General features: G+C 50.3%; 13 protein-coding genes. 7 read left to right on the top strand and 6 right to left on the bottom strand.

Translation table 11 applies throughout. The features are described from left to right. Positions 1-423 precede the first annotated feature (423 nt). From NNX04_RS15600 to NNX04_RS15575, 6 genes are read left to right on the top strand one after another with little or no spacing between them, the layout of a single operon-like run. Positions 424-2,853 (top strand): DUF1592 domain-containing protein, encoded by a 2,430-nt coding sequence (locus NNX04_RS15600; protein ID WP_261946393.1) that lies wholly within the window; start codon positions 424-426, stop codon positions 2,851-2,853. Further along, positions 2,825-4,180 carry a DUF1552 domain-containing protein gene (locus NNX04_RS15595; protein WP_261946392.1) on the top strand — a complete coding sequence of 452 codons (1,356 nt, stop codon included), beginning with the start codon at positions 2,825-2,827 and terminating at the stop codon, positions 4,178-4,180. Before NNX04_RS15600 ends, NNX04_RS15595 begins: the two co-directional genes overlap by 29 nt. 21 nt (positions 4,181-4,201) lie before the next feature. After that, entirely contained in the window at positions 4,202-5,551 is a 1,350-nt protein-coding gene (locus NNX04_RS15590; RefSeq protein ID WP_261946391.1) for an ankyrin repeat domain-containing protein, read from the top strand. Then, entirely contained in the window at positions 5,548-6,039 is a 492-nt protein-coding gene (locus NNX04_RS15585; RefSeq protein ID WP_261946390.1) for a c-type cytochrome, read from the top strand. The genes NNX04_RS15590 and NNX04_RS15585 overlap by 4 nt, the downstream gene beginning before the upstream one ends. Positions 6,040-6,045: 6 nt before the next feature. Then, on the top strand, positions 6,046-6,708 hold the full coding sequence (locus tag NNX04_RS15580; protein WP_261946389.1) for a cytochrome b/b6 domain-containing protein: 663 nt from the start codon (positions 6,046-6,048) through the stop codon (positions 6,706-6,708). A 27-nt stretch (positions 6,709-6,735) separates the two neighbouring features. Further along, positions 6,736-7,608: a dienelactone hydrolase family protein gene (locus NNX04_RS15575; RefSeq protein ID WP_261946388.1), complete on the top strand. Its 873-nt coding sequence runs from the start codon at positions 6,736-6,738 to the stop codon at positions 7,606-7,608. 22 nt (positions 7,609-7,630) lie between these two features. Here the strand turns inward: NNX04_RS15575 and NNX04_RS15570 are convergent, their stop codons facing one another. The 6 genes from NNX04_RS15570 to NNX04_RS15545 form a co-directional block, all read right to left on the bottom strand. Further along, a complete protein-coding gene (locus tag NNX04_RS15570; RefSeq protein WP_007638707.1) occupies positions 7,631-8,737 on the bottom strand; it encodes a Wzz/FepE/Etk N-terminal domain-containing protein in 1,107 nt (368 codons plus the stop codon). Between the two features lie 447 nt (positions 8,738-9,184). Then, complete coding sequence (locus NNX04_RS15565) at positions 9,185-9,979, bottom strand: gluconate 5-dehydrogenase (RefSeq protein WP_261946387.1); 795 nt, start codon at positions 9,977-9,979, stop codon at positions 9,185-9,187. A gap of 17 nt (positions 9,980-9,996) precedes the next feature. Further along, entirely contained in the window at positions 9,997-10,836 is an 840-nt protein-coding gene (kduI, locus tag NNX04_RS15560; protein ID WP_007638710.1) for a 5-dehydro-4-deoxy-D-glucuronate isomerase, read from the bottom strand. 118 nt (positions 10,837-10,954) lie between these two features. Beyond that, complete coding sequence (locus tag NNX04_RS15555; RefSeq protein WP_261946386.1) at positions 10,955-13,483, bottom strand: glycoside hydrolase family 88 protein; 2,529 nt, start codon at positions 13,481-13,483, stop codon at positions 10,955-10,957. 166 nt (positions 13,484-13,649) lie between these two features. Beyond that, positions 13,650-16,367 (bottom strand): TonB-dependent receptor, encoded by a 2,718-nt coding sequence (locus tag NNX04_RS15550; protein WP_261946385.1) that lies wholly within the window; start codon positions 16,365-16,367, stop codon positions 13,650-13,652. A 278-nt stretch (positions 16,368-16,645) separates the two neighbouring features. Beyond that, the gene (locus NNX04_RS15545) at positions 16,646-18,163 is read right to left on the bottom strand and encodes a glycoside hydrolase family 28 protein (RefSeq protein WP_261946384.1); all 1,518 of its coding nucleotides are present in this window, start codon (positions 18,161-18,163) and stop codon (positions 16,646-16,648) included. 668 nt (positions 18,164-18,831) lie between these two features. Here NNX04_RS15545 and NNX04_RS15540 point away from each other — a divergent pair. Next, positions 18,832-20,352, top strand: a complete 1,521-nt coding sequence (locus tag NNX04_RS15540) for a UxaA family hydrolase (RefSeq protein WP_007638720.1) — start codon at positions 18,832-18,834, stop codon at positions 20,350-20,352. Positions 20,353-20,428: the final 76 nt, after the last annotated feature.

Raw genomic sequence — 20,428 nt, 5'->3', positions numbered from 1 at the left:
TATTCATCCATGCGAAAACCAGTGTTTACGCGTGCCAGCGGTGGTTGCGCTGAAGGCGCACGCCTTATAAAGGTAGCATTTTGCCGGTTTTTAGCGAATCAACTTTACTTTTTATGATGGTTTGCTCAAACACTGTCCTAAACGCCTGATCCGGGTAAATTAGGGATCACAGGGCGGCCTGTGGTGCCCAGATTTGGTTCAACCCCTGCACCACTGCCCGCCCACCGTGCACTCGTTACCAAGCTCATGTCATCGCCACCTGCGCAACAGGCTAATAAATAAACCTCTACAACCAACTGAATAATAAGAATAAAAACATAAATTAACAAAATACTGACTAACTGGTCATGAAATTGGACTGGGTTTTGCTATTTCTCTGGCGATACCTTTGTCGCCCAATCCAACGCCAGTAGTCACATGCCTATGATGCCCATTCCACCCTCTTTGTTGCGCCTCGGCGTCGCCCTGCTGTTAAGTGCTGGCGGCAGCAGTGTTGCGCTCGCCAATGCCCCACACAGCAGCGACGATGCCGAAGCCTTTCTGGAAAAACATTGCGCCCGCTGTCATAACGATGAACGCATGGCGGGCAACTGGACGCTCTCCGATGTGGCGCTGGACGATGTGAGTAAGGGTATGAATCTGGCCGATTGGGAGAGCGTGTTGCGCGTGACCCAGCGCGGTGAAATGCCGCCCGCCAGCCGCCCCAAACCCGGCCATGAAGAATTGCACGGTTTTATCGATTGGCTGCAGGGCTCGCTCGATGGTTACGCCGCTGCCAACCCCAACCCCGGCCGCGCGACCTTGCGCCGCTTGAATCGCAATGAATACAGCAACGCGGTGCGCGATTTGCTGCACATCAATCAGGACCTGAGCGAAGCCCTGCCCGCCGATGACTCGGGTTATGGTTTTGACAATATCGCCGATGTGCTTTCGGTCTCGCCGGTGCTGATGGATCGCTACCTCGCCGTGGCGGGCAAAGTAAGCCGTTTGGCAGTCGGGCTGGGATCGGATCAGCCCTATACCACCACTTATCAATTACCCAAAGACGGTTCGATTCTCAATCAGGGCGTGCCCTCTTACGACGAGCGCATGAGCCACTATTTGCCGCTGGATTCACGCGGCGGAGGGGTATTTGCGTATTACGCGCCACACGACGGCGAGTACGAAATTAGCGGTTATCTCAATGCCAACACCAACAACGAGGTGGACCGGCTGGAGGACAATCGTGTGAGCCTACGCGTGCCACTGACGGCGGGCGCGCACCATATTGGCCTGACTTTCCGCAAAGATCTGGCGCTGGATGAGCGGGTGCAAATCCTGCGCAATACCACCGAGGAAGTGCCGCTGCCAAGTGCGCCGCCCACCAACCTGACGTTGGATTTTGTGGTGGATGGCGCGCGTGTGGGTAGCACTCAGGTGCCGTCCTATTACATGTCGCCGCGCTACGCCCAGCACAATTTCCCGCGCGACGTATTGGAGATCAATGTCGCTGGCCCCTACGCGGTTACTGGCCCCGGTGCCACGCCTAGCCGCGCCAAAATCTTCAGCTGCACGCCCGGCATTTGGCCTTTTACCGAAAACTATTGCGCGCAGAAGATCCTCGGCAAGCTGGCGCGTCAGGCTTATCGTCGCCCGTTGGAGGCCAATGATATTGAACGCTTGATGAAGGTTTATCGCCAAGCCCAGAGCAATAGCGGTTTTGAACAGGGCATAGCGGCGGCGATTCAGGCGATGCTGGTTTCGCCCAGTTTTTTGTTCCTCCATGAAAGCGACCCGGTGGATGTCGCACCCGGCACTGTGCATCGCATTAGCGATATGGAATACGCCGCGCGGCTGGCGCTGTTTTTATGGAGCAGCCTGCCCGATGAGGAGTTATTGCGCCTCGCCGAAAAAGGCAAGTTACGCCAACCAAAAGTGCTGCAACAGCAAGTCGCGCGCATGTTGACGGATGACCGCGCACTGGCGCTGGAGCAGAACTTTGCCGGGCAGTGGTTGTACTTGCGCAACCTGGAATTCCATCGCCCCGACGTGAAGGAATTCCCCGATTTTGATGTGCCCTTGCGCGCTGCCATGAAGCGTGAAAGCGAGCTCTTTTTCAGTTCGATTGTGCGCAACAACGCCAGCATTCTCGACTTCCTCAAAAGCGATTACACCTTCCTCAACGAGCGTTTGGCAGCGCATTACGGCATCGCCGGGGTAAAAGGCCCGGAGTTGCGCCGGGTGCAATTGGCGCCGGATTCCATGCGCGGCGGGCTCTTGGGGCAGGCCAGTATTCTCACCGTGACCTCCTACGCCAACCACACCTCGGTAGTGCGCCGCGGGCAGTGGGTACTGGCCAATTTACTCGCCGCGCCACCGCCGCCCGCGCCGCCGGATGTGCCTGCACTGAAAGCGGAATCCACCAGCGGCAAGGCACTTAATGCGCGCGAACAGTTGGCGCAGCACAGCAAAGACCCGGCGTGCCACTCCTGCCATGTGCGCATGGACCCGATTGGCCTGTCGCTGGAGAAATACGATGCGATTGGCCGCCTGCGTGAACTGGACGCCGGTCGCCCGATTGATGTCACCACCGCCATGCCCGATGGCCGCGCCTTTGAGGGCCTGTACGGCCTGCAGGATGTGTTGATGGACAGCCGTGAGCAATTTGCCGGTGCCTTTACCGAACGCTTGATGATTTACGCGTTGGGCCGGGGTTTGGAAGCCAACGACCAGCCCAAGGTGCGCCAGATTATTCGCGCCGCCCGCGCCAACAACTACCCCATGCACGAGATTATTTTGGGGATCTTAACCAGCGAACCCTTCAACTACCGAATGGTGCCAGCCCATGAAAAAACGACCGCCGCAGTTCACTAACGCCTTGTTGTCCCGCCGCAGTTTGCTGCGCGGTTTGGGCGCCGCCATCAGTTTACCGGTGATGGAATCGCTGATTCCCTCGGCGCTGGCCAACACGGTGTTGGAAAATCGCCCGAAAAAACTGAGCGTGTTTTATATGCCCAACGGCTTGCGTATGCCCGAATTTACCCCGGCACTGGCGGGCAGCGGCTATGCGATCACGCCGATTCTGGAGCCCATTGCACGCCATCGCGATAAGTTTGCGGTGATCACTGGCTTGGCGCACTACAACGCCAATGCGCTGGGCGATGGCCCCGGCAGCCACGGTCGCAGTTGCGGCGCCTATCTCACCGGCGCGCACCCCAAACGCACCGAGGGCGCCGACATTTACTGCGGCATCTCCATGGATCAGGTCATCGCCAACCACATTGGTCAACACACACAGCTCGCCTCGCTGGAATTGGGCATCGAACCGCCCAGCCTGCTCGGCAGTTGCGATGTGGGTTACAGCTGCACTTACACCAATACCTTGTCCTGGCGCAGCCCCACCGCGCCTATGCCGGTCACGGTAAAACCGGGCGATGTGTTTGAGCGACTGTTTGGCGATACCCGCGCGTTAGACGAGAACAGTCGCCAAGCCCAGTTGGCCACCAAGGCCAGTATTCTCGATTTTGTCTTGGAGGATGCCGCGCGCCTCTCGCCGCGTTTGGGCATGAATGATCGCCGCAAGTTGGAGGAGTATTTGGACTCCATCCGCACCGTGGAGCAGCGCATCCAAAAAGCCAGTCGCCAAACCCAAGAGGTGGATACCAGTCAGCTGACTTTGCCTGCGGGTATTCCACAGAATTTTGAAGAGCACGTGCGCATCATGATCGACCTGCAGGTACTAGCACTGCAAAGTGACATGACACGTATGAGCACCTTTATGCTGGGGCGCGAACTGAGCAACCGCTCCTACGCCGAAATCGGTGTACCCGATTCCCATCACAGCCTCAGCCATCACGGCGGCGATGAAGCCAAAATCGCCAAGCTGGTCAAAATTAACCAGTACCACATGGCGCAGTTTGGCTATTTGCTCGAGCGTTTGGGCAATACCGCCGACGGCGCGCAAACCCTGCTCGACAGCACCATCGTATTTGGCGGCGCGAGTCTGGGTGAACCGAATGTACACGACAATATGGATTTGCCCGCACTCGTCGCCGGCGGCGGCCTGCGCGGCGGGCGGCACATACAACAACCCAAAGACACGCCCATGAGCAACCTGATGTTGTCGCTCATGCACGAAATGGGTGTGCCCGCAGAAAGTTTTGGCGACAGCACCGGGCCGCTGCAAGCGCTCTATGCCTAGCAATACGAATCAGGAGTTTATGTGAAGTTAATCCCTCTGCTGGCCTTAGCGGCCGCGCTCTGCTCGACCACTGTGTCAATGAGTGCACAGGCCGACTCGGCCGATGACGCCTTGATGCGCGCCATCTACGCGGGCGACACCGCCAAGGTAACGCAAGCGCTTAAACAGGGTGCCAAGCTGAATAAGCCGCGTGCCGACGGTTCATTGCCACTGGCCTGGGCGGTGGAGACGCAAAATCCGGCGCTGGTTGCGCTGCTCTTGGCCAAGGGCGCCAAGGCTGATCTGGGTGATGCCCAGCCGCAAAGTTTCAGCCCACTGGTAGTTGCCTGCCAACGCGGCGACCCAGCGATTGTCGCCGCCTTGTTAGACTCGGGTGCCGATGTCACGCGCACCACCAACAGCGGTATTTCGCCGCTGGCACTCTGTGCCGGTAATTCCAGCGTCGCCATGGTAAAGCGCTTGCTGGCGCTGGGCGCGCCAGTGGATGCCGCCGATGACACGGGCCAAACCCCGCTGATGTGGGCGGCGGCCAAGGGCCAATTGGCAAGCCTACAACTGTTGCTCAACCAGGGTGCAGGGATCAACCGCACCACCGCCAAAGGTTTTACCCCACTGTTTTTTGCACTGACCAGCAAGACACCAGACACCGCGCTGGCCTTGCTGGAAGCGGGCGCCAATGCTGATTACGTCGCGCCCGATGGAACCACCCTGGTGCAAATGGCCATCTACCAACAGCAATTTGTGGTGGCAGAACAGCTTGTGCAGCGCGGTGTGGATCTGAATGCCATTGATCGCAACGGCAACCAATTACTGCATGCGGCGGTGCGTCATCGCCAATTGCCGTTAGTAAACGCGCTGCTCGCCAAGGGCGCCAATCCCAATGCACTCACCGGTACCTCGGCGGTGGTGTGGCGCTATGAAGTGAACTTCACCAGCCGTCCCTACGTAACCTACCCGCAAACCCCGCTGCTGTTGGCGGCGGAGCTGGGCGATACCGCGATCATGCGCGCCCTGGTTGCCGCCGGTGCCGATGTCAACTTCCGCGCGCAGGACGGCACCAGTCTGGTACTGGCCGCCGTGCGCAGTAACGCCAGCGCATTATCCTTGGCACTGTCCTTGGCGCCCGACGTAAAAGCCACCAACAAGCGCGGCGAAACCGCATTGCATTTACTGCTGGGTTACAGTTTTTATATGCCGATGACGGTGGAACAAATCAGCGCAATGTTGCTGGTGCTCGCACAAAAGGGCGCACCGATTGATCTGGCGGACAGCAGCGGCAAGACGCCACTGGCCATCGCCCAACTTGAAGATTTCCGGGCAAAACCCGAATTCGCCACCGCTTTTCAGTTATCGCCACAGGTAAAACTATGATGCTTACAATCTGCAAAAAATTATTAACAACTTCCTGCATAACACCATTGAAAGTAAAAACCGCCGCATTAAGCGCATTGCTTTTTTTACAGCTACCCGCTTACGCTCAGCAAGACATAATCGACGCGCGGCAGGAAGGATTTAAAGACATGGGCGCGGCAATGAAAACCCTGCGCGATGAATTAAAAAGTGGCAATCCCGATAGCGCCGCTATTACCAGTGCTGCAACTGAATTGTCGGTGCTCGCCGAAAAATTACCCACATGGTTTCCGGCGGGCAGCGGCCCGGAATCCGGTTTGGAAACCGACGCACGCGCTTATATTTGGGAAAACAAAGAAAAGTTTGATGCGCTTAGCAACGAATTAATGGTGGAATCCAAAGCCTTGGTCTCACTGGCAAGCAGTGGTGATAAATCGGCGCTGCAGAAAAAATTAGGCACCCTGCGCGATAACTGCTCGTCCTGTCACGACAGTTTCCGTGTGGATTAATTGCCTATGACCATGCCTGCAGTTGAATTAACACTGAGCAAAAAAACTTTGTGGGATTGGCCAGTGCGCATTTGTCACTGGTCGATTGTATTGCTGGTCGCCGCCTGTTGGTGGACGGCGGAAAATCACGACATTGTGTATCACAGCTACTGCGCCTACGCGCTGCTCGGCGTGGTGTTATTTCGCTGTTACTGGGGATTTTTTGGCAGCAGCAGCGCACGCTTCAGCCATTTTTTGCAAACACCGGCAGCAGCATTTCAGTACTTTAAAAATTTAACACAGCGCGATGTGCCGCCATCAGCGGGACACAATCCACTCGGTGGTTACAGCGCGCTCGCGTTACTATTTTTATTGTTGCTGCAAATTGGTTTGGGTTTATTTTCCATCGATGTTGACGGTTTTGATGGTGGCCCTTTTGCCGATTACCTCAGTTTCAAAACCAGCCGCTTAATGGCGGACTGGCATGAAATTACCTTTAATATCTTGCTGGGTTTTATTGCGTTGCATTTGCTTGCGGTAATTTATTATTTGTTATGGCGCCGCCAAAATTTAACTGCCGCTATGGTACACGGCAAAGCCCACATCGCTGAGCCCATTCAAGGGGCGAGCAGAACGCATTTAATTATCGGAATCGTTTTTGCCGCTACACTGGTTTGGTTGATTATGTAATTTCACGACTGCAACAGGAGGCTAATCATGTGTGATGATCTGACGCAAGAAGACAGCGAACGCTACGCGCAAGGCCAGCTCAACCGTCGCCAATTTGTAGCTGGTATGGTGGGCGCCAGTTTGGCGATGTATTTCCCCATTAGCGCCAACGCTATGAGCGTGACCGAAGCCACTGTTAATGTAACCACGCCGGACGGCAGCGCTGATTGTTATTTTGTGCACCCGGCCAGCGGTAAACACCCTGCTGTAATTCTCTGGCCGGATATTCTCGGCCTGCGCCCCGCGTTTGAATTAATGGGCAAACGCCTCGCCCAAGCCGGGTATGCAGTGTTGGTGGTGAATCCATTTTATCGCAGCCAAAAAGCCCCGGTGGTTGGCGAAGGTGCCTCCTATGCCGATGAAGCCACGCGCACCGCCGTAACCGCCCTCGCCAAAACGCTCAGCCCTGCAACCCATGTGATAGATGCAAAAGCCTTTGTCGGTTTTCTCGATCAACAAGCCGCTGTTGATAGCAGCAAAAAAATCGGCACTATGGGTTATTGCATGAGCGGCGCTATCGCCTTTCGCACCGCCGCAACAATTCCGCAGCGCATCGGCGCCGTCGCCAGTTTCCACGGTGGTGGTTTAGTTAGTGACTCGCCCGACAGCCCGCATTTATTAATCCCAAAAACCAATGCGCAATTTCTGGTTGCCATCGCCGAAAACGACGACCAGCGCGATGTCGAAGCAAAAAATGTGTTACGCAAAAGTTTCGCCGATGCAAAAGTAAAAGCCGAAGTGGAAGTCTACGCCGGTGCGTTACACGGCTGGTGCCCGCCCGATTCCCGCGTTTACCACCAGGAGCAGGCCGAACGCGCCTGGAGTCGTTTGTTGGCATTGTTTGAAGCGGCACTGGTTTAACGTCGTTTTAAATAAAGTAAAGTTAAAATCTATTTTCTGGCCGTGCCTGATAATTTTTTATTGCATGAGAAACAAGCGCAATAAAAACTCCAATAAATGCAGATGAAAATATCGCACCTAAAAGAATTAATAATTTTTTTGGCTTAACAGGGTCTAATGAGGAAACAACTGGTCCAGCCAAACGAAATGCTTGAACGTCGTCTTTTAGCGTGCGTATTTTTTTGAGATCATTCTCCAAAATATTTCTCCAACTTTCCATATTCCGCAATTCTGGTGAAAATGCGCTAAGTTGCTCTTTACGGCGTGCCTCCAGTGATTTTATTTCCTCTGACAATACTCGCGTACCAAGCAAGTATTGACGATCATCAACAACCTTTAATTCAACACCTGTTAGTTGTTCATAGGGTGTGTCAATAATATTCAGTGATTGAGCGAGTTTTAGTGACTCTTGTAATTGGAGCAAATTATCCTCCAGCTTCTGTAGCTCACGCTTTTGAAGGGCTTGATAATCAAAATCTAATTGTTGAAGGTTGGATGCATAGGCTTTTTCAAGTTGGGCTACAAATTTTTCCACCACATGTCTGTTTAAAAAATCTACATAGGCAGTCAGTGTTTCAATGTCACGCCCAGGCGCTGGTGTCTCGAGAGTTATTTGACTGAGAGTAACATTTGGGCTTTTAGGATTCGGAGGTGTTAGCGCCAAAGAAATGAAAAACTTTTTAAATGCTCTATCATTTGCGGTGGATTCAATACTTGGATCCTCTGATAGCGGTTGCTGCGACCAGCGCTCCCAAAATAATTTTTGAGTGTTGAGTGAGCTCGCTTGTATTAATACCTCCTGATAAAAATCCTCAGTTTTTAACGGAGCAACTGCATACTGCGAGCCACCAGAAAGTATTGCTGGTTGCAATGCCTGGATATCATAAGGGGACGTACTGTCAAATAAAACCTCCAGCCTATAAGTGGATGGCAGCCATTTTAACCAAAGTCCAGTTGCAATTGCGGATACAACCACTAGCGCAAGAATCAGCCATTTTTTGCGCCAAACAGTAGCGCACAATTCAAGTAAATCTATTTCTTCCTCTCTCTCATAGGAATGATTTTGAAACGTGTTTTGATGGGTATTCATAACAATAACTCATATCGACATCGGCCTAGCAACCGAAAGATGGTGTAACCAGTAAGCAGGAATAAAATTTGTATTTCTGATGGTTTTCTATCCATTTTTGGATAAGAAATTGAACAAAGCTTTAAAAGGCATGCACAAAATTCCTTGTGAGTTTACCACTTGAGCAAGTGGCTGATGGTAACTTTATTACAATTCGATTACTGTAAAAACTTGTAAAGTAATACATTGTAATTGAATTTTAACTACACGTGCTTACGAAAATTTTTTTGATTACAAATGAGAGGACAATACAAATGGTGAATACAAAGCGAGAATTGGCGCTTAAGTTTGCATTATTTACTTGAGCAATCGTAAGGGGATATTAAAAAAACAGCCACCCTTGTGGGGCGGCTGTTGCGGGAGAAACCAGAATGAAAGGGGTAATTCATTCTGGTTTTGTTAAAAGAGTTAAGCTTCGTTACTCGGCTTGCCAATAGTAGCGAGGATACCGCCGTCTACATAAACGATTTGACCGGTGACAAAATCGCTCGCTTTGGAAGCGAGGAAAATGGTCGCGCCTTGCAGGTCATCCGGGTCACCCCATTTGCCCGCGGGTGTGCGGCTGATAATAAAGTCGTTAAACGGATTACCATCAACGCGAATCGGTTCGGTTTGGCTGGTAGCAAAATAACCGGGGCCGATGCCATTTACCTGCACGTTATATTTCGCCCATTCGGTGGCCATATTTTTGGTGAGCATTTTTAATCCGCCTTTGGCAGCGGCGTAGGCGCCTACCGAATTGCGGCCGAGTTCACTCATCATCGAACAGATGTTAATAATTTTACCTTGGCGACGCTCAACCATTTTGCGCGCAACCGGGCGGGTCATAGTAAACACACCGGTCAAATCAATCTTGATGACTTCTTCAAAATCTTCCAGTGTCATTTCCAACAGCGGTGTACGTTTGATGATACCGGCGTTGTTAATCAAAATATCAATCGGGCCGTGGTCAGCTTCGATTTGATCAACAGCAGCAATCACTTCGTCTTCATTAGTGACATTAAATTTGTAACCAAAAGCGTTAAAACCTTTAGCGCGATATTCATTAACCGCGTTGTCGATTTTTTCCTGCGAGGAATTACCGTTAATAATCAATGTGGCGCCGGCGCTTGCCAAGCCGCTCGCCATGGCCATACCCAAACCGTGGGTTGCACCAGTGACTAGCGCGATTTTGCCGGTTAAATCAAATAATGGATGATTCATGTTTTTCTCTCAAAAAATTATTTCAATTCACTGGGCTTATGGAAATCCATATCGGTGTAATCCATATTTTCACCGGCCATGCCCCAAATAAAGGTGTAATTTGCGGTACCCACACCAGAGTGCATAGACCAAGGTGGTGATACTACCGCTTGTTCATTGCCAACCCAAATATGACGGGTCTCTTCCGCTGGGCCCATAAAATGGCATACCGCGTGAGTATCCGGAATGTTGAAATAAAAATAGGCTTCCATCCGGCGGCTGTGCGTGTGCATTGGCATAGTGTTCCAAATGCTGCCGGGTTTTAATTCAGTCATACCCATTTGCAATTGGCAGGTATCGAGTACGGTATTAATCATCAGCTGATAAATATCGCGCTCGTTACAAGTATCACCGGCGCCCATATGCAACACCTTGCTATTTTCCTTATTCACTTTTTTAGTAGGATAAGTTTGGTGTGCGGGAGTTGAATTCAAATAAAACTTGGCAGGATTATTTGCGTCATCGCTACTAAAAATAACGTCTTTTGCACCGCGACCAATGTACAGCGCTTCTTTGGTACCAATTTCATAGACTTCGCCGTCTACCGACACTTTACCGCTGCCACCGATATTAATGGCACCCAACTCACGGCGCGCCAAAAAGAAATCCATTTTGAGCTGATCGTAGGTTTCCAGCACCACCGGTTTAGTCACCGGCATAACACCGCCCACCATCAAACGCTCGTAGTGGGTGTAGGTAAATTCCACTTGGTCGGCGGTAAAAATATTCTCCACTAAAAAATGTTTACGCAGCTTTTCAGTGTCGTAATGTTTGTAGTCATCCAGGTGGACTGCAAAACGTTCCTCTAATACTTTCATAATAAAACCTTCTGTCTCTCAGCTGCTGCGCCTTGGGCGCAACACAGGTTGATGGTAATCCACTCTATAGAAGCAATGCATTTACCTGCATTAATAACATGCAGGCAAACGCGGATAATTATTGTTTTTTAAGTAATTTATATATCTCGACGCCAGCAAAAATAAATGGGCCATTGCCCTTGGCATCGTTGGCAAAAATACGCTCGGTCATGTAGTAATCGTAACTGCCGTCGCGACCAAAACCTAAACCTGCTACCAGACATTGATCGGTCATGCTGATCTTGCCATCTTTGTGCAGGGTTACAAATTCATTGATCAAACCTTCATAGGCTTTCATTGTCGCCGCGCGATAGGACTCGGGCAAATAACCTTTGTTAAGAGCTTTAGCGTAAAAATAAGTGAACATCGCACTGCCGCTGGATTCGCGATAGTTGGCGATGGCACCGGGTTTATCCAGAATTTGCCACCAGGTGCCGGTCTCTGCATCCTGATAGCGTAACAGGTCAGCAGCCAATTCTTGCGTAATATCAATCAGGGTTTTACGCAATTCGGTTTCTGATTCCGGCAAATAATCCAGCACATCCACCAGCGCCATGGCGTACCAGCCCAAACCGCGCAGCCAGTATTGAGAAGCTTGACCCGTTTCTTTATCGGCCCAATCCGCTTGTTTGGATTCGTCCCACGCATGGTAATACAAACCGGTTTCCGGGTTGCGCAGCTGCTCGCGGGCAATCACAAATTCATGCACCGCTTCTTTAAAACTTTCGTGTTGTTGTTCGCCGGTTTCATAGGTCGCCGCATATTGTGCGAGGAAGGGCATGCCCATGTATACGCCATCCAACCATAATTGATTCGGGTAGGTAACACGATGCCAAAAAGCGCCACCACTGGTGCGCGGGTGACGCTTTAAATTTTCACGCAAAAAATCTACCGCTTTGCGATATTTTTCCGCGCCGGTGCGCTGCTCTAGCAGGATTAACACATCGCCTGGTTTGGTTAAGTCGATGCTGAATAAATCCGGCTCGAAGGTGTGGATCTTGCCATCGTCTGCTACAAAACTGCCGGTGACTTTTTCGGCAGCCTCGGCATAGCGTGTATCGGGGCTAACTTCATTCAGCGCTTGCAGTGCCATAATTTGCAAGCCCGCAATATCGTATTCAAATTTGGCGGGGCGACGACGATTTTCATCCCAACCTTGATAGTGATAATTCAGGGTTTTACGTTCCAGTTCGGAGTCGGCCAAGGCTTTAGTCCATTTCAAAGCAGTCTCCGCAGTCAACGGGACTTTTTTGGCCTCGGCGCTAAGTGCAGATTCAAAACGCACACGCGGTTCTTTGGTTAAACGCAATACTTCGCGATCCAGATAGGCTTTAAAATCGGCTTCGGTTTTTACGCCGTCCAGCTCATGCTCCCAAGCGGCGAGGAAGTAATATTCCAATTGGCCACCTTTATCTTTCATCACGGAGACATAAGAGGTTTCGTCTTGTGTTTGTTCCGCGCGATCATCGCGACGGAAAATAATTGCCATGCCCAAATGATCATCGGCACCGCTTAAACTTTGTTTGCCCCAACTGGCAACGTAAGTCCAGGCGTAACCGCTGACATGCTCATTACCTTGCAATAAGCTAGTGCCCGGGTGTTTCACCAAACCTATTGCCATATTCGGCAAACGCTCGGTTTTACTCAGGTTGACTTTCACCAAACGGCTGCCAGCAGTCATCGCAAAATGCGCGGTCATATCCAATTTTTGATTGTTAACTTGCCAGCCGTTGTAATTAATTTTAAAACCGGAATAAATATCGCCATTATTAGTGATGGTGGCGGAGCGGCTGTCGGTTTGTGATACCAGCTCCACATTTTTTCCGTTCCAAAAACCAAAACCACCCATGCCGAGTGACTTGCCAACTTTTAATACATCCACACCCCAGTCGGCATTTTCATGGTAGGAGTCGTAGCCATCCAGGCCGACCTTTTGCAACACCACGTCGTTAACTTTTTTACCAAAAATATCAAACCCGTTGCGCCAATCCAGATACACCCTGTAAGCCACTTTGTCCGATTCTATGCCGGGACCTTCGTAGCGAATCCAATAGGAGTGGTCGGTATATTGTGGCGGTGGATTTACGCTATCCACATTTTTAAAGGTGCCGCCTTCGTAAACTTTACCATTCCACTCACCACCTTCTTTGATGGAAATTTCCGCCTGGGTTTGTTTTTTCAGCGCGGGTTTGGCAATGGCAGGATCGGTGGAAATGATAAAATTTTTGCGCTCGGCGGGCGCAAAATCGGCCGCTAATAACAAGCTGTCCAGCGCGCCATCACCATCGGTATCGACGGTTTGTGAGGCTTGGGGTTGATCGCCCATCAGCACCGCCAGTTTTGCGGCGTCGCTGGCATCGATACCCAAATCATAAAATGAAAAATAAATTGGCTCTTGCGCCAAGGCAAAATCATTGGCGTTACTAATTTCTGCAGTCGCTACTTGATATTGCGCTGCCTTGTCTTGCACAGGTGCTGCAGCACTGGTTTGTTGTTCGCTGGCTTGTTCCGGGGAGCATCCGCTGATTGCTGCCAGGATAAATCCGCCCACCATTGTTTTACTCAATAGGCTTTTGCGGAACGGGTGGCTGTTTAACAATAAACTCACGTGGTTCACCTCTTGTCGCGTCATTAAGTCGTGATTTTTTATCATCACGAATTCAATCGTTTTATTTGATTATCCGCGATAAAAAATCCTACCGCCGATAACTAAATAGGGATGCCAGTTGCCTGGCATCCCTGTTCATTCTGGCGTTTATATCACCAGGGGTTTATCAGTATTTGTACTGAACGCCGAGGTAATATTGTTTGCCAGTGGAATGGTAGTAAGACAAACGTTGTTCACTCTCGGAGCCAACCCACTGATCATCTACTTCATCAGTCAAGTTCAATGCTTCAAAAGTAAATTTGAGGTTTTCACTAAACTGATAACCGAAAGATGCATCAACGTTGGTAGTCTCGTTAGTGCCTTCCTCTTCATTACCATCACGACCAATTGGGCTGGTGAGGTAACCGCTACGACTCGCAAGCGATACGCGCGCGCTGAACACATCGTCTTCCCAATAAAGAGTTGCACTGCTAGTTTCGTCTGACAGGTTCACCAAAGGTTTGGTTGCCTGTACCTGTCCAGTAGTGCTCAGGTAATCCAGATCGGATTCAACTTTGGTGAAAGACCCAATAAAACCAAAGTTACTCCAGAAACCTGGAAGGAAGGTAAATGGTTGCTGATAGCTAATTTCGTAACCATCCAAATCTCCACCTGGGCCATTCGCTGGCACGGAGAAGTTCCACGGCAAGTTTTCATTACAGTTTGCGCCATATCCGCCCAAAGAGGCACCTTGGGTGTTACAGGCGTTTACCGCCGCTTCTATCGGCAGAGGTAAGCCAGTTTGTGTATAGATAGGTGTAGAACGTAATGTTTGAACATGACTCTCAATTTCTTTCTTGAATAAGGTAACCGCAATCAAGCCGCCTTCAGTGAAATACCATTCAGCACCCAAGTCGTAGCTTTTTGCTTTCGTTGGCTCCAGGAAAGGGTTTGAGCCTGCAATGTTAAGGTTAGTACCAGCAACACTTACGTTAACAGCAGGAACAATTGAACCCAGACCAGCTCTTGAAATACCCTCGGAGTAGGCTGCGCGCACCAGAAAATCTTCAATCGGCTCAATGCTGACATTCAACGATGGCAAGGTATCTGAGTAGTCGTGATCCACAGTGATGTAATCGCGAGTCGCGGGCACATTACCATTAAACCAACCGCTAGAAGTTTGATCAGTTTCAAAACGACGCACACCGATATCACCGCGAACTGGCATAGATGCAATGTCGAAATTGAAATCTAACTGAACAAAGAAACCAGTTGTCTCTTCACCCACGGTGTAAGTGCTGCCGTAGTTTGGCACCAAAGCCAAATCGAACAGATTATAAGAATCCATAATCAAACCACGATTAGGAATCAACCACGGACGGCCATCGCCCAAACCTGAATCGTACTCAACAATAAATTCTGGGTTAGATTGAACATTTACCCCATTAGCGCCTTCAGAGGCGAAAGCAAATTGATCCGTGCTGAAGGTGAAATCTTTATAATCAGCACCTGCTTTCAATGTCAGATTTTCACTGAAATCAAATTCCAGAGCAATATTCGCTGCATCATTTTCATTAATAGTGGATTGGGGACGTTGGCGCACGCCCGTCACAGCCCATGATGATTTGTCATAAGCTGCATCACCGAAAGTCAACAGTGGGTCTTTATAATCTCGGTAATCGTAAGTAAAACGTTGGTTATTTGCCTGCATCAGCAAAGTATTTTGAATCGGATTATCGAAATCGGATTTGGTGGTACCGATCATGGCATTCAAACGGAAACTGTCGGTGAAATCTTGTTTCAGAGTCAGGGTAGTTTGAGCAAAATCGGTAGCCATCTCATCGTAACGATTTTCTGACAACAAACGCGCACCAGCGATATCAGCATACACCAAGGTATCGCCTTCGATTGCATAATCAAGGAGATTGCTGGTGGAGTTAGCACCGGGGTTCAATGAGCCCTGCATAAACACTTCCTGACGATTCGCATCGAATTTAGCCCAAAGACTATCGAGGCTAATTTCAGTTGAATCAGTAGGGCGGAATTGCAATGACAAACTGGAGCCTAAACGCTCCATTTCATGCTGATAAGAGTCATAACGTGGAATACGTGGACGGAACGCGGCGTTGGCAGGATGGCTTGCATCAGTTTGAGCTACACCCTCAATTTGCCCAAAACGCTGTGAAGCATTATCAGTCCAACGAACGGTACTTGAGCCTTCATCTTTAACGTTACGCTCGGAATAAGACAACGAAAAGAGCGCACCAAATTTACCGTCAGCAAAAGTATTGCTCACAATAAAGCCCGCACCGGGATCGGTTTCTTCAGATAAATCGTTGTAACCCAAAGAACCGGTTGCAGAGAATGTGAAACCATCATAGTCAAAAGGTTGCGCCGCTTTTAAGTCAACTGTTGCACCCAATGAGCCTTCTTGCACTTCTGCAGCGTTGGTTTTGCGCACAGTTAATGAGCTGAACAGGTCTGAGGCGAAAGTATTGAAGTCAAAACCGCGAGTACGGTTATTGCCACCAACAGAGTCAGTACCACCTGTACTTGACATTGCTTCCATTCCGTTCAAACGAACAGTCGTAAAACCTGGGCCAAGGCCGCGAACAGTGATTTGGCGCCCTTCACCACCGGAGCGGGAAATGGCTACGCCGGGAATGCGTTGCAAGGATTCAGCAAGGTTGTTATCTGGAAACTCTGCGATGTCAGAAGCGACAATCGCATCCACAAAACCTTTTTCATTCTTCTTGATATTAATTGCATTCGCCAAACTGTCACGGAAGCTGCCGGTTACCACAACCTCTTCCAGAGTGTCGTCACCTTGCGCAAACGCTGTGACAGGCATGACCATACTGGCCGCCATGGCTAATACGATTGGATTGAGTGTAAATTTTCTCATAGCTATTCCCCATCTTTTATTGTGTATAAATACATTGAGCTAACGAGCTGTGCCACCACCGATCCTTAAATGTAGCGCTGGCAGTTTTCACAAACATCACAGAACTTTACGCCTACAAGCGCGACATCTGCTTATATTTGGAACCGTTTTGCTATCTGCCAATTCAAGCTTGGCAGATAGCTGGTCTTTCAAATTTATTAATACTTAAAAAGACCAATTAAATTGTTATGTGCAGTTTCGGGTTATTTAAAAAATATCTATTCGCCACCAATTACTGATCACACCTTAAATTCTGCACCTTTAATAGTGACGTTCACCGCAGAGAAGCTTTCCAGCTGCTCCAAAATGCCAATATCACCCACCTGTTTGAAATGGCAGTTAGTGAGATGCAAATTTTGAATGGGCGAGCGTTTGTAACCACGCACCTGGAACACATGTTTGGCGTTCTCGCAGTGCAAATCGCGGATGTCGATATTGCGCACGGTGGGTGTGAATTTACCGGCATCACCTTCTTCATAATCGAAGTCGATAACAATTGCGGTAGTGACTTCACCGATGGTGATGTCGCGGATAAAAAAGTTTTCGATTACGCCACCGCGCACGGAATTGGTTTTGATGCGAATGCCGCGATCCAGATTCGGGCTGCTCATTTCACAGTGCTCGACAAATACATTGCGCACACCGCCAGAAATTTCACTGCCAATCACCACACCGCCGTGACCTTCACGCATTTTGCAGTGGCTGATCACAATATTTTCGGTGGGCGTGTTCAAGCGACGGCCATCGGCATTGCGGCCGGATTTAATGGCGATGCAATCATCACCGGTATCAAACAAGCAGTTTTTGATCACGACATTTTTGCAGGATTCCGGGTCGCAGCCGTCTGAGTTGGGGCCGTGACTAATGCAATTCACTCCATCCACTGTGACGTTTTCACAGAGCACCGGGTTGAGTAACCAGAACGGCGCATTGGTGATGGTTACACCTTCAATCAATACATTTTTACAGGCGTAGGGTTGGATAAAAGGCGGGCGCAAATAAGCACCATCGGCATACATGCGCTCGGCAACGGGCACGCCGTTTTCCATGTCCTGCATCAACTTATCGCGTGCAGCATCCTGGGTGGGAACTCCGGGCATGCTCCAGTCGGTACCGCCTTTCCAGGCGCCACCTTTCCAGGGCCACCAAGTAGTGCGGTTAGCTTGGCCATCCAGCACACCCTTGCCGGTAATCGCAATATTGGTTTGGCCATAGGCATAAATGAGCGGCGAGTAACCCATTAACTCCATGCCTTCCCAGCGGGTAAATACCGCAGGTAAATAGGCGCTGGGGTCAGTGATAAACAGAATGCGCGCGCCTTCAGCCACATGCAGGTTAATGTTGGATAACAGGTGAATCGGGCCGCTCAGGTAATCGCCCCCGGCAACGACAACCTTGCCGCCGCCAGCGTCATGGCAGGCTTTGATAGCGGCTGCAAAGGCCTGGGTATTGTTGTGTTTGCCATCGGCTTTGGCGCCAAAGTCGCGCACATCAAAGCTGCGCTCGGGAAATACCGGGGCAACAACCTGCGCGCGAATGGCTTCGGCCTTGCGCCAGGCATCGATGGAGAAAGCGGCAGGCGCAGTTTGGCGACTGCAAGCCGATAGGCTGGTTAATGTTGCCGACCCGGCGAGGCCCGCAAGGGTCAAGCCAAGAAAGGTGCGACGAGTAGGCTGTTGAAGGCAATAGTCAGTCACTGGTGGTTGCTCTCGTGTTGTCTGCCACTGCTGTAGCTTTTTATAGGTCGTCACCAGCATCTATATAAGCCTGCGCTGCAGGGCATCTATTTATAAGCTGGAGATGGAACGCGCTCTTCTGTTCGGTGTTGTTAGCCGCCAAGGGCAAAGAAGATACACATCCTCATATCGAGTGAAAAACATTCTGTATGTCAGGTTGAATAAAAGCAACCCGCACCCCTTAAAAATTCCCCAAAAAGCATAATTTGAGTATTTTTTTCCCACATTACGCAATGTATACGTTTACATTTAATCCGCAATTGATTTGTAAACGTATACACATAACAATCGATAAAAATAATTTAAAAAATAATCTTAATTCATAAAAGAACACTTATCCTAATTTAGAAAATAATTCAAAATATTCATCACTTATAATTTGGCCCCATTTTGTGTAACAGGCTAAAAGCTCCCCGCAGCCACAATGAGAACGGTTACATAGGGGGTTTTCAGGGTTTTGGGGCTGTTGCCGATGCGTTTTTTGAGGGGTAGATTAGATCCCGGTATTGACCGAATACCATTGCCGATTTTGAGGCGCCGCAAGGCGCCTTTTTTTTCGGGCCAGATTTTTCATCGGGCACGAATCAGCCTTTTATAGGAAAGGGATGGTTTTGCCGGGTGCAAGCCGCCGAAGTTTTACAAGCGAACTACACTTCTTATACCGCTCAATCATCAAGAGAGAAATCAGCGTGAATAGCATTATTGTGTTGCATGACAGTGATAACGTCGGAATCTGCAAGGTAGCGCTGCCCGCTGGTGTGTTGTTTGTAGAAAAGGATGTCACCCTGCGCAGCGACATCCCCGCCATGCATAAGGTAGCCATCCGCGCTATCAGCAAGGGCGAACCCATTCTTAAATACGGCCAGACCATTGGGTTTGCCAGCCAGGACATAGCGGCAGGCGAGCATGTGCATGTGCACAACTGCGCCATGGGCGACTGGGAAAAAGATTACGGCTTCAGCAAAGAAGCCAAAACCACCGAATTTGTGCCTGTCGATCAACGCGCTACCTTTGAGGGTTACAAACGCATTAACGGCAAAGTCGGCACCCGCAATTACGTGGGCATACTCACCACCGTCAACTGCTCGGCGACCGTGGCCAAAGCCATCGCCCAACATTTCACCTTCTCCGGTGAGCTCAATAATTTCCCCAATATCGATGGCGTAGTCGCCATGACCCACGACAGCGGCTGCGGTATGCGCTCGGACGGTGAGGGCTACGAAACCCTGCGTCGCACGTTTAATGGCTACGCGCGCCACCCCAATTTTGGCGGGGTGATGATGGTGGGCCTGGGCTGCGAAACCATGCAGATTCAGCGCGTGATGGAAGAGTGCGGCCTGGCCGACTCCAAAACCTTTACCGCATTTACCATTCAGGATGTCGGCGGCACTCGCCTGGCGATTGAAAAGGGCATAGAAACCCTGCGTGCCATGTTGCCGCTGGTGAATGAATGCCAGCGCGAAACCGTACCGGCCAGCGAATTGGTGATTGGCTTGCAGTGCGGCGGCTCCGATGCACTCTCCGGCGTAACAGCCAACCCGGCGCTGGGCATTGCCGGCGATATTCTGGTGCGCCACGGCGGCACAGTGATTTTGTCCGAGACCCCGGAAATTTTTGGCGCCGAACATTTATTGACGCGTCGCGCACAATCGCCCGCCATCGCGCAAAAATTATTGGATCGCATTGAGTGGTGGAAAGACTACACCGCACGCAACGATTTTGAATTAAACAACAATCCATCACCCGGCAACAAAGCGGGTGGGCTGACAACCATTATTGAAAAATCCCTCGGCGCCCAAGCCAAAAGTGGCTCCACCAATTTGACCGATGTATTCCTCTACGGCGAAGACATTACCACCAAAGGTTTTGTGTTTATGGACAGCCCGGGTTACGACCCGGTGTCGGCCACCGGCCAGGTTGCCTCGGGCGCACAAATTTTGTGTTTCACCACCGGGCGCGGTTCGGCTTTTGGTTGCAAACCCGCACCCAGCATCAAACTTGCAACCAACAGCAAAATCTATGAACACATGAATGAAGACATGGATTTGAACTGCGGCAAGGTGGTGGATGGCGAACTCACCCTGGAGCAATCCGGTCAGGAAATTTTTGAAGAAATTTTAGCGGTTGCCTCTGGCAAAAAAACCAAAAGTGAATTGCTCGGCTACGGCGATAACGAATTTATCCCGTGGAAAATTGGCGCTGTGGTTTAAATCCCCTCTCCCCTTTTCAAAGAAGGGGAGCAAAAACAAAAAAACAATAACCGGAAACATCCGGCCGCTAGACCAT

The sequence above is a fragment of the Cellvibrio sp. QJXJ genome (assembly GCF_024452345.1).
In the GTDB taxonomy this organism is placed as follows: domain Bacteria; phylum Pseudomonadota; class Gammaproteobacteria; order Pseudomonadales; family Cellvibrionaceae; genus Cellvibrio.
This window is presented reverse-complemented; position numbering and strand designations above follow the sequence as displayed.

What these genes read in the sequence shown, in the direction of transcription:
- NNX04_RS15565 (WP_261946387.1), bottom strand. Translation starts at nt 9,979, where the DNA reads ATGAATCATCCATTATTTGATTTAACCGGCAAAATCGCGCTAGTCACT.
- NNX04_RS15550 (WP_261946385.1), bottom strand. Translation starts at nt 16,367, where the DNA reads ATGAGAAAATTTACACTCAATCCAATCGTATTAGCCATGGCGGCCAGT.
- NNX04_RS15600 (WP_261946393.1), top strand. Translation starts at nt 424, where the DNA reads ATGATGCCCATTCCACCCTCTTTGTTGCGCCTCGGCGTCGCCCTGCTG.
- NNX04_RS15595 (WP_261946392.1), top strand. Translation starts at nt 2,825, where the DNA reads ATGAAAAAACGACCGCCGCAGTTCACTAACGCCTTGTTGTCCCGCCGC.
- kduI (WP_007638710.1), bottom strand. Translation starts at nt 10,836, where the DNA reads ATGAAAGTATTAGAGGAACGTTTTGCAGTCCACCTGGATGACTACAAA.
- NNX04_RS15545 (WP_261946384.1), bottom strand. Translation starts at nt 18,163, where the DNA reads ATGCTGGTGACGACCTATAAAAAGCTACAGCAGTGGCAGACAACACGA.
- NNX04_RS15575 (WP_261946388.1), top strand. Translation starts at nt 6,736, where the DNA reads ATGTGTGATGATCTGACGCAAGAAGACAGCGAACGCTACGCGCAAGGC.
- NNX04_RS15585 (WP_261946390.1), top strand. Translation starts at nt 5,548, where the DNA reads ATGATGCTTACAATCTGCAAAAAATTATTAACAACTTCCTGCATAACA.
- NNX04_RS15570 (WP_007638707.1), bottom strand. Translation starts at nt 8,737, where the DNA reads ATGAATACCCATCAAAACACGTTTCAAAATCATTCCTATGAGAGAGAG.
- NNX04_RS15580 (WP_261946389.1), top strand. Translation starts at nt 6,046, where the DNA reads ATGACCATGCCTGCAGTTGAATTAACACTGAGCAAAAAAACTTTGTGG.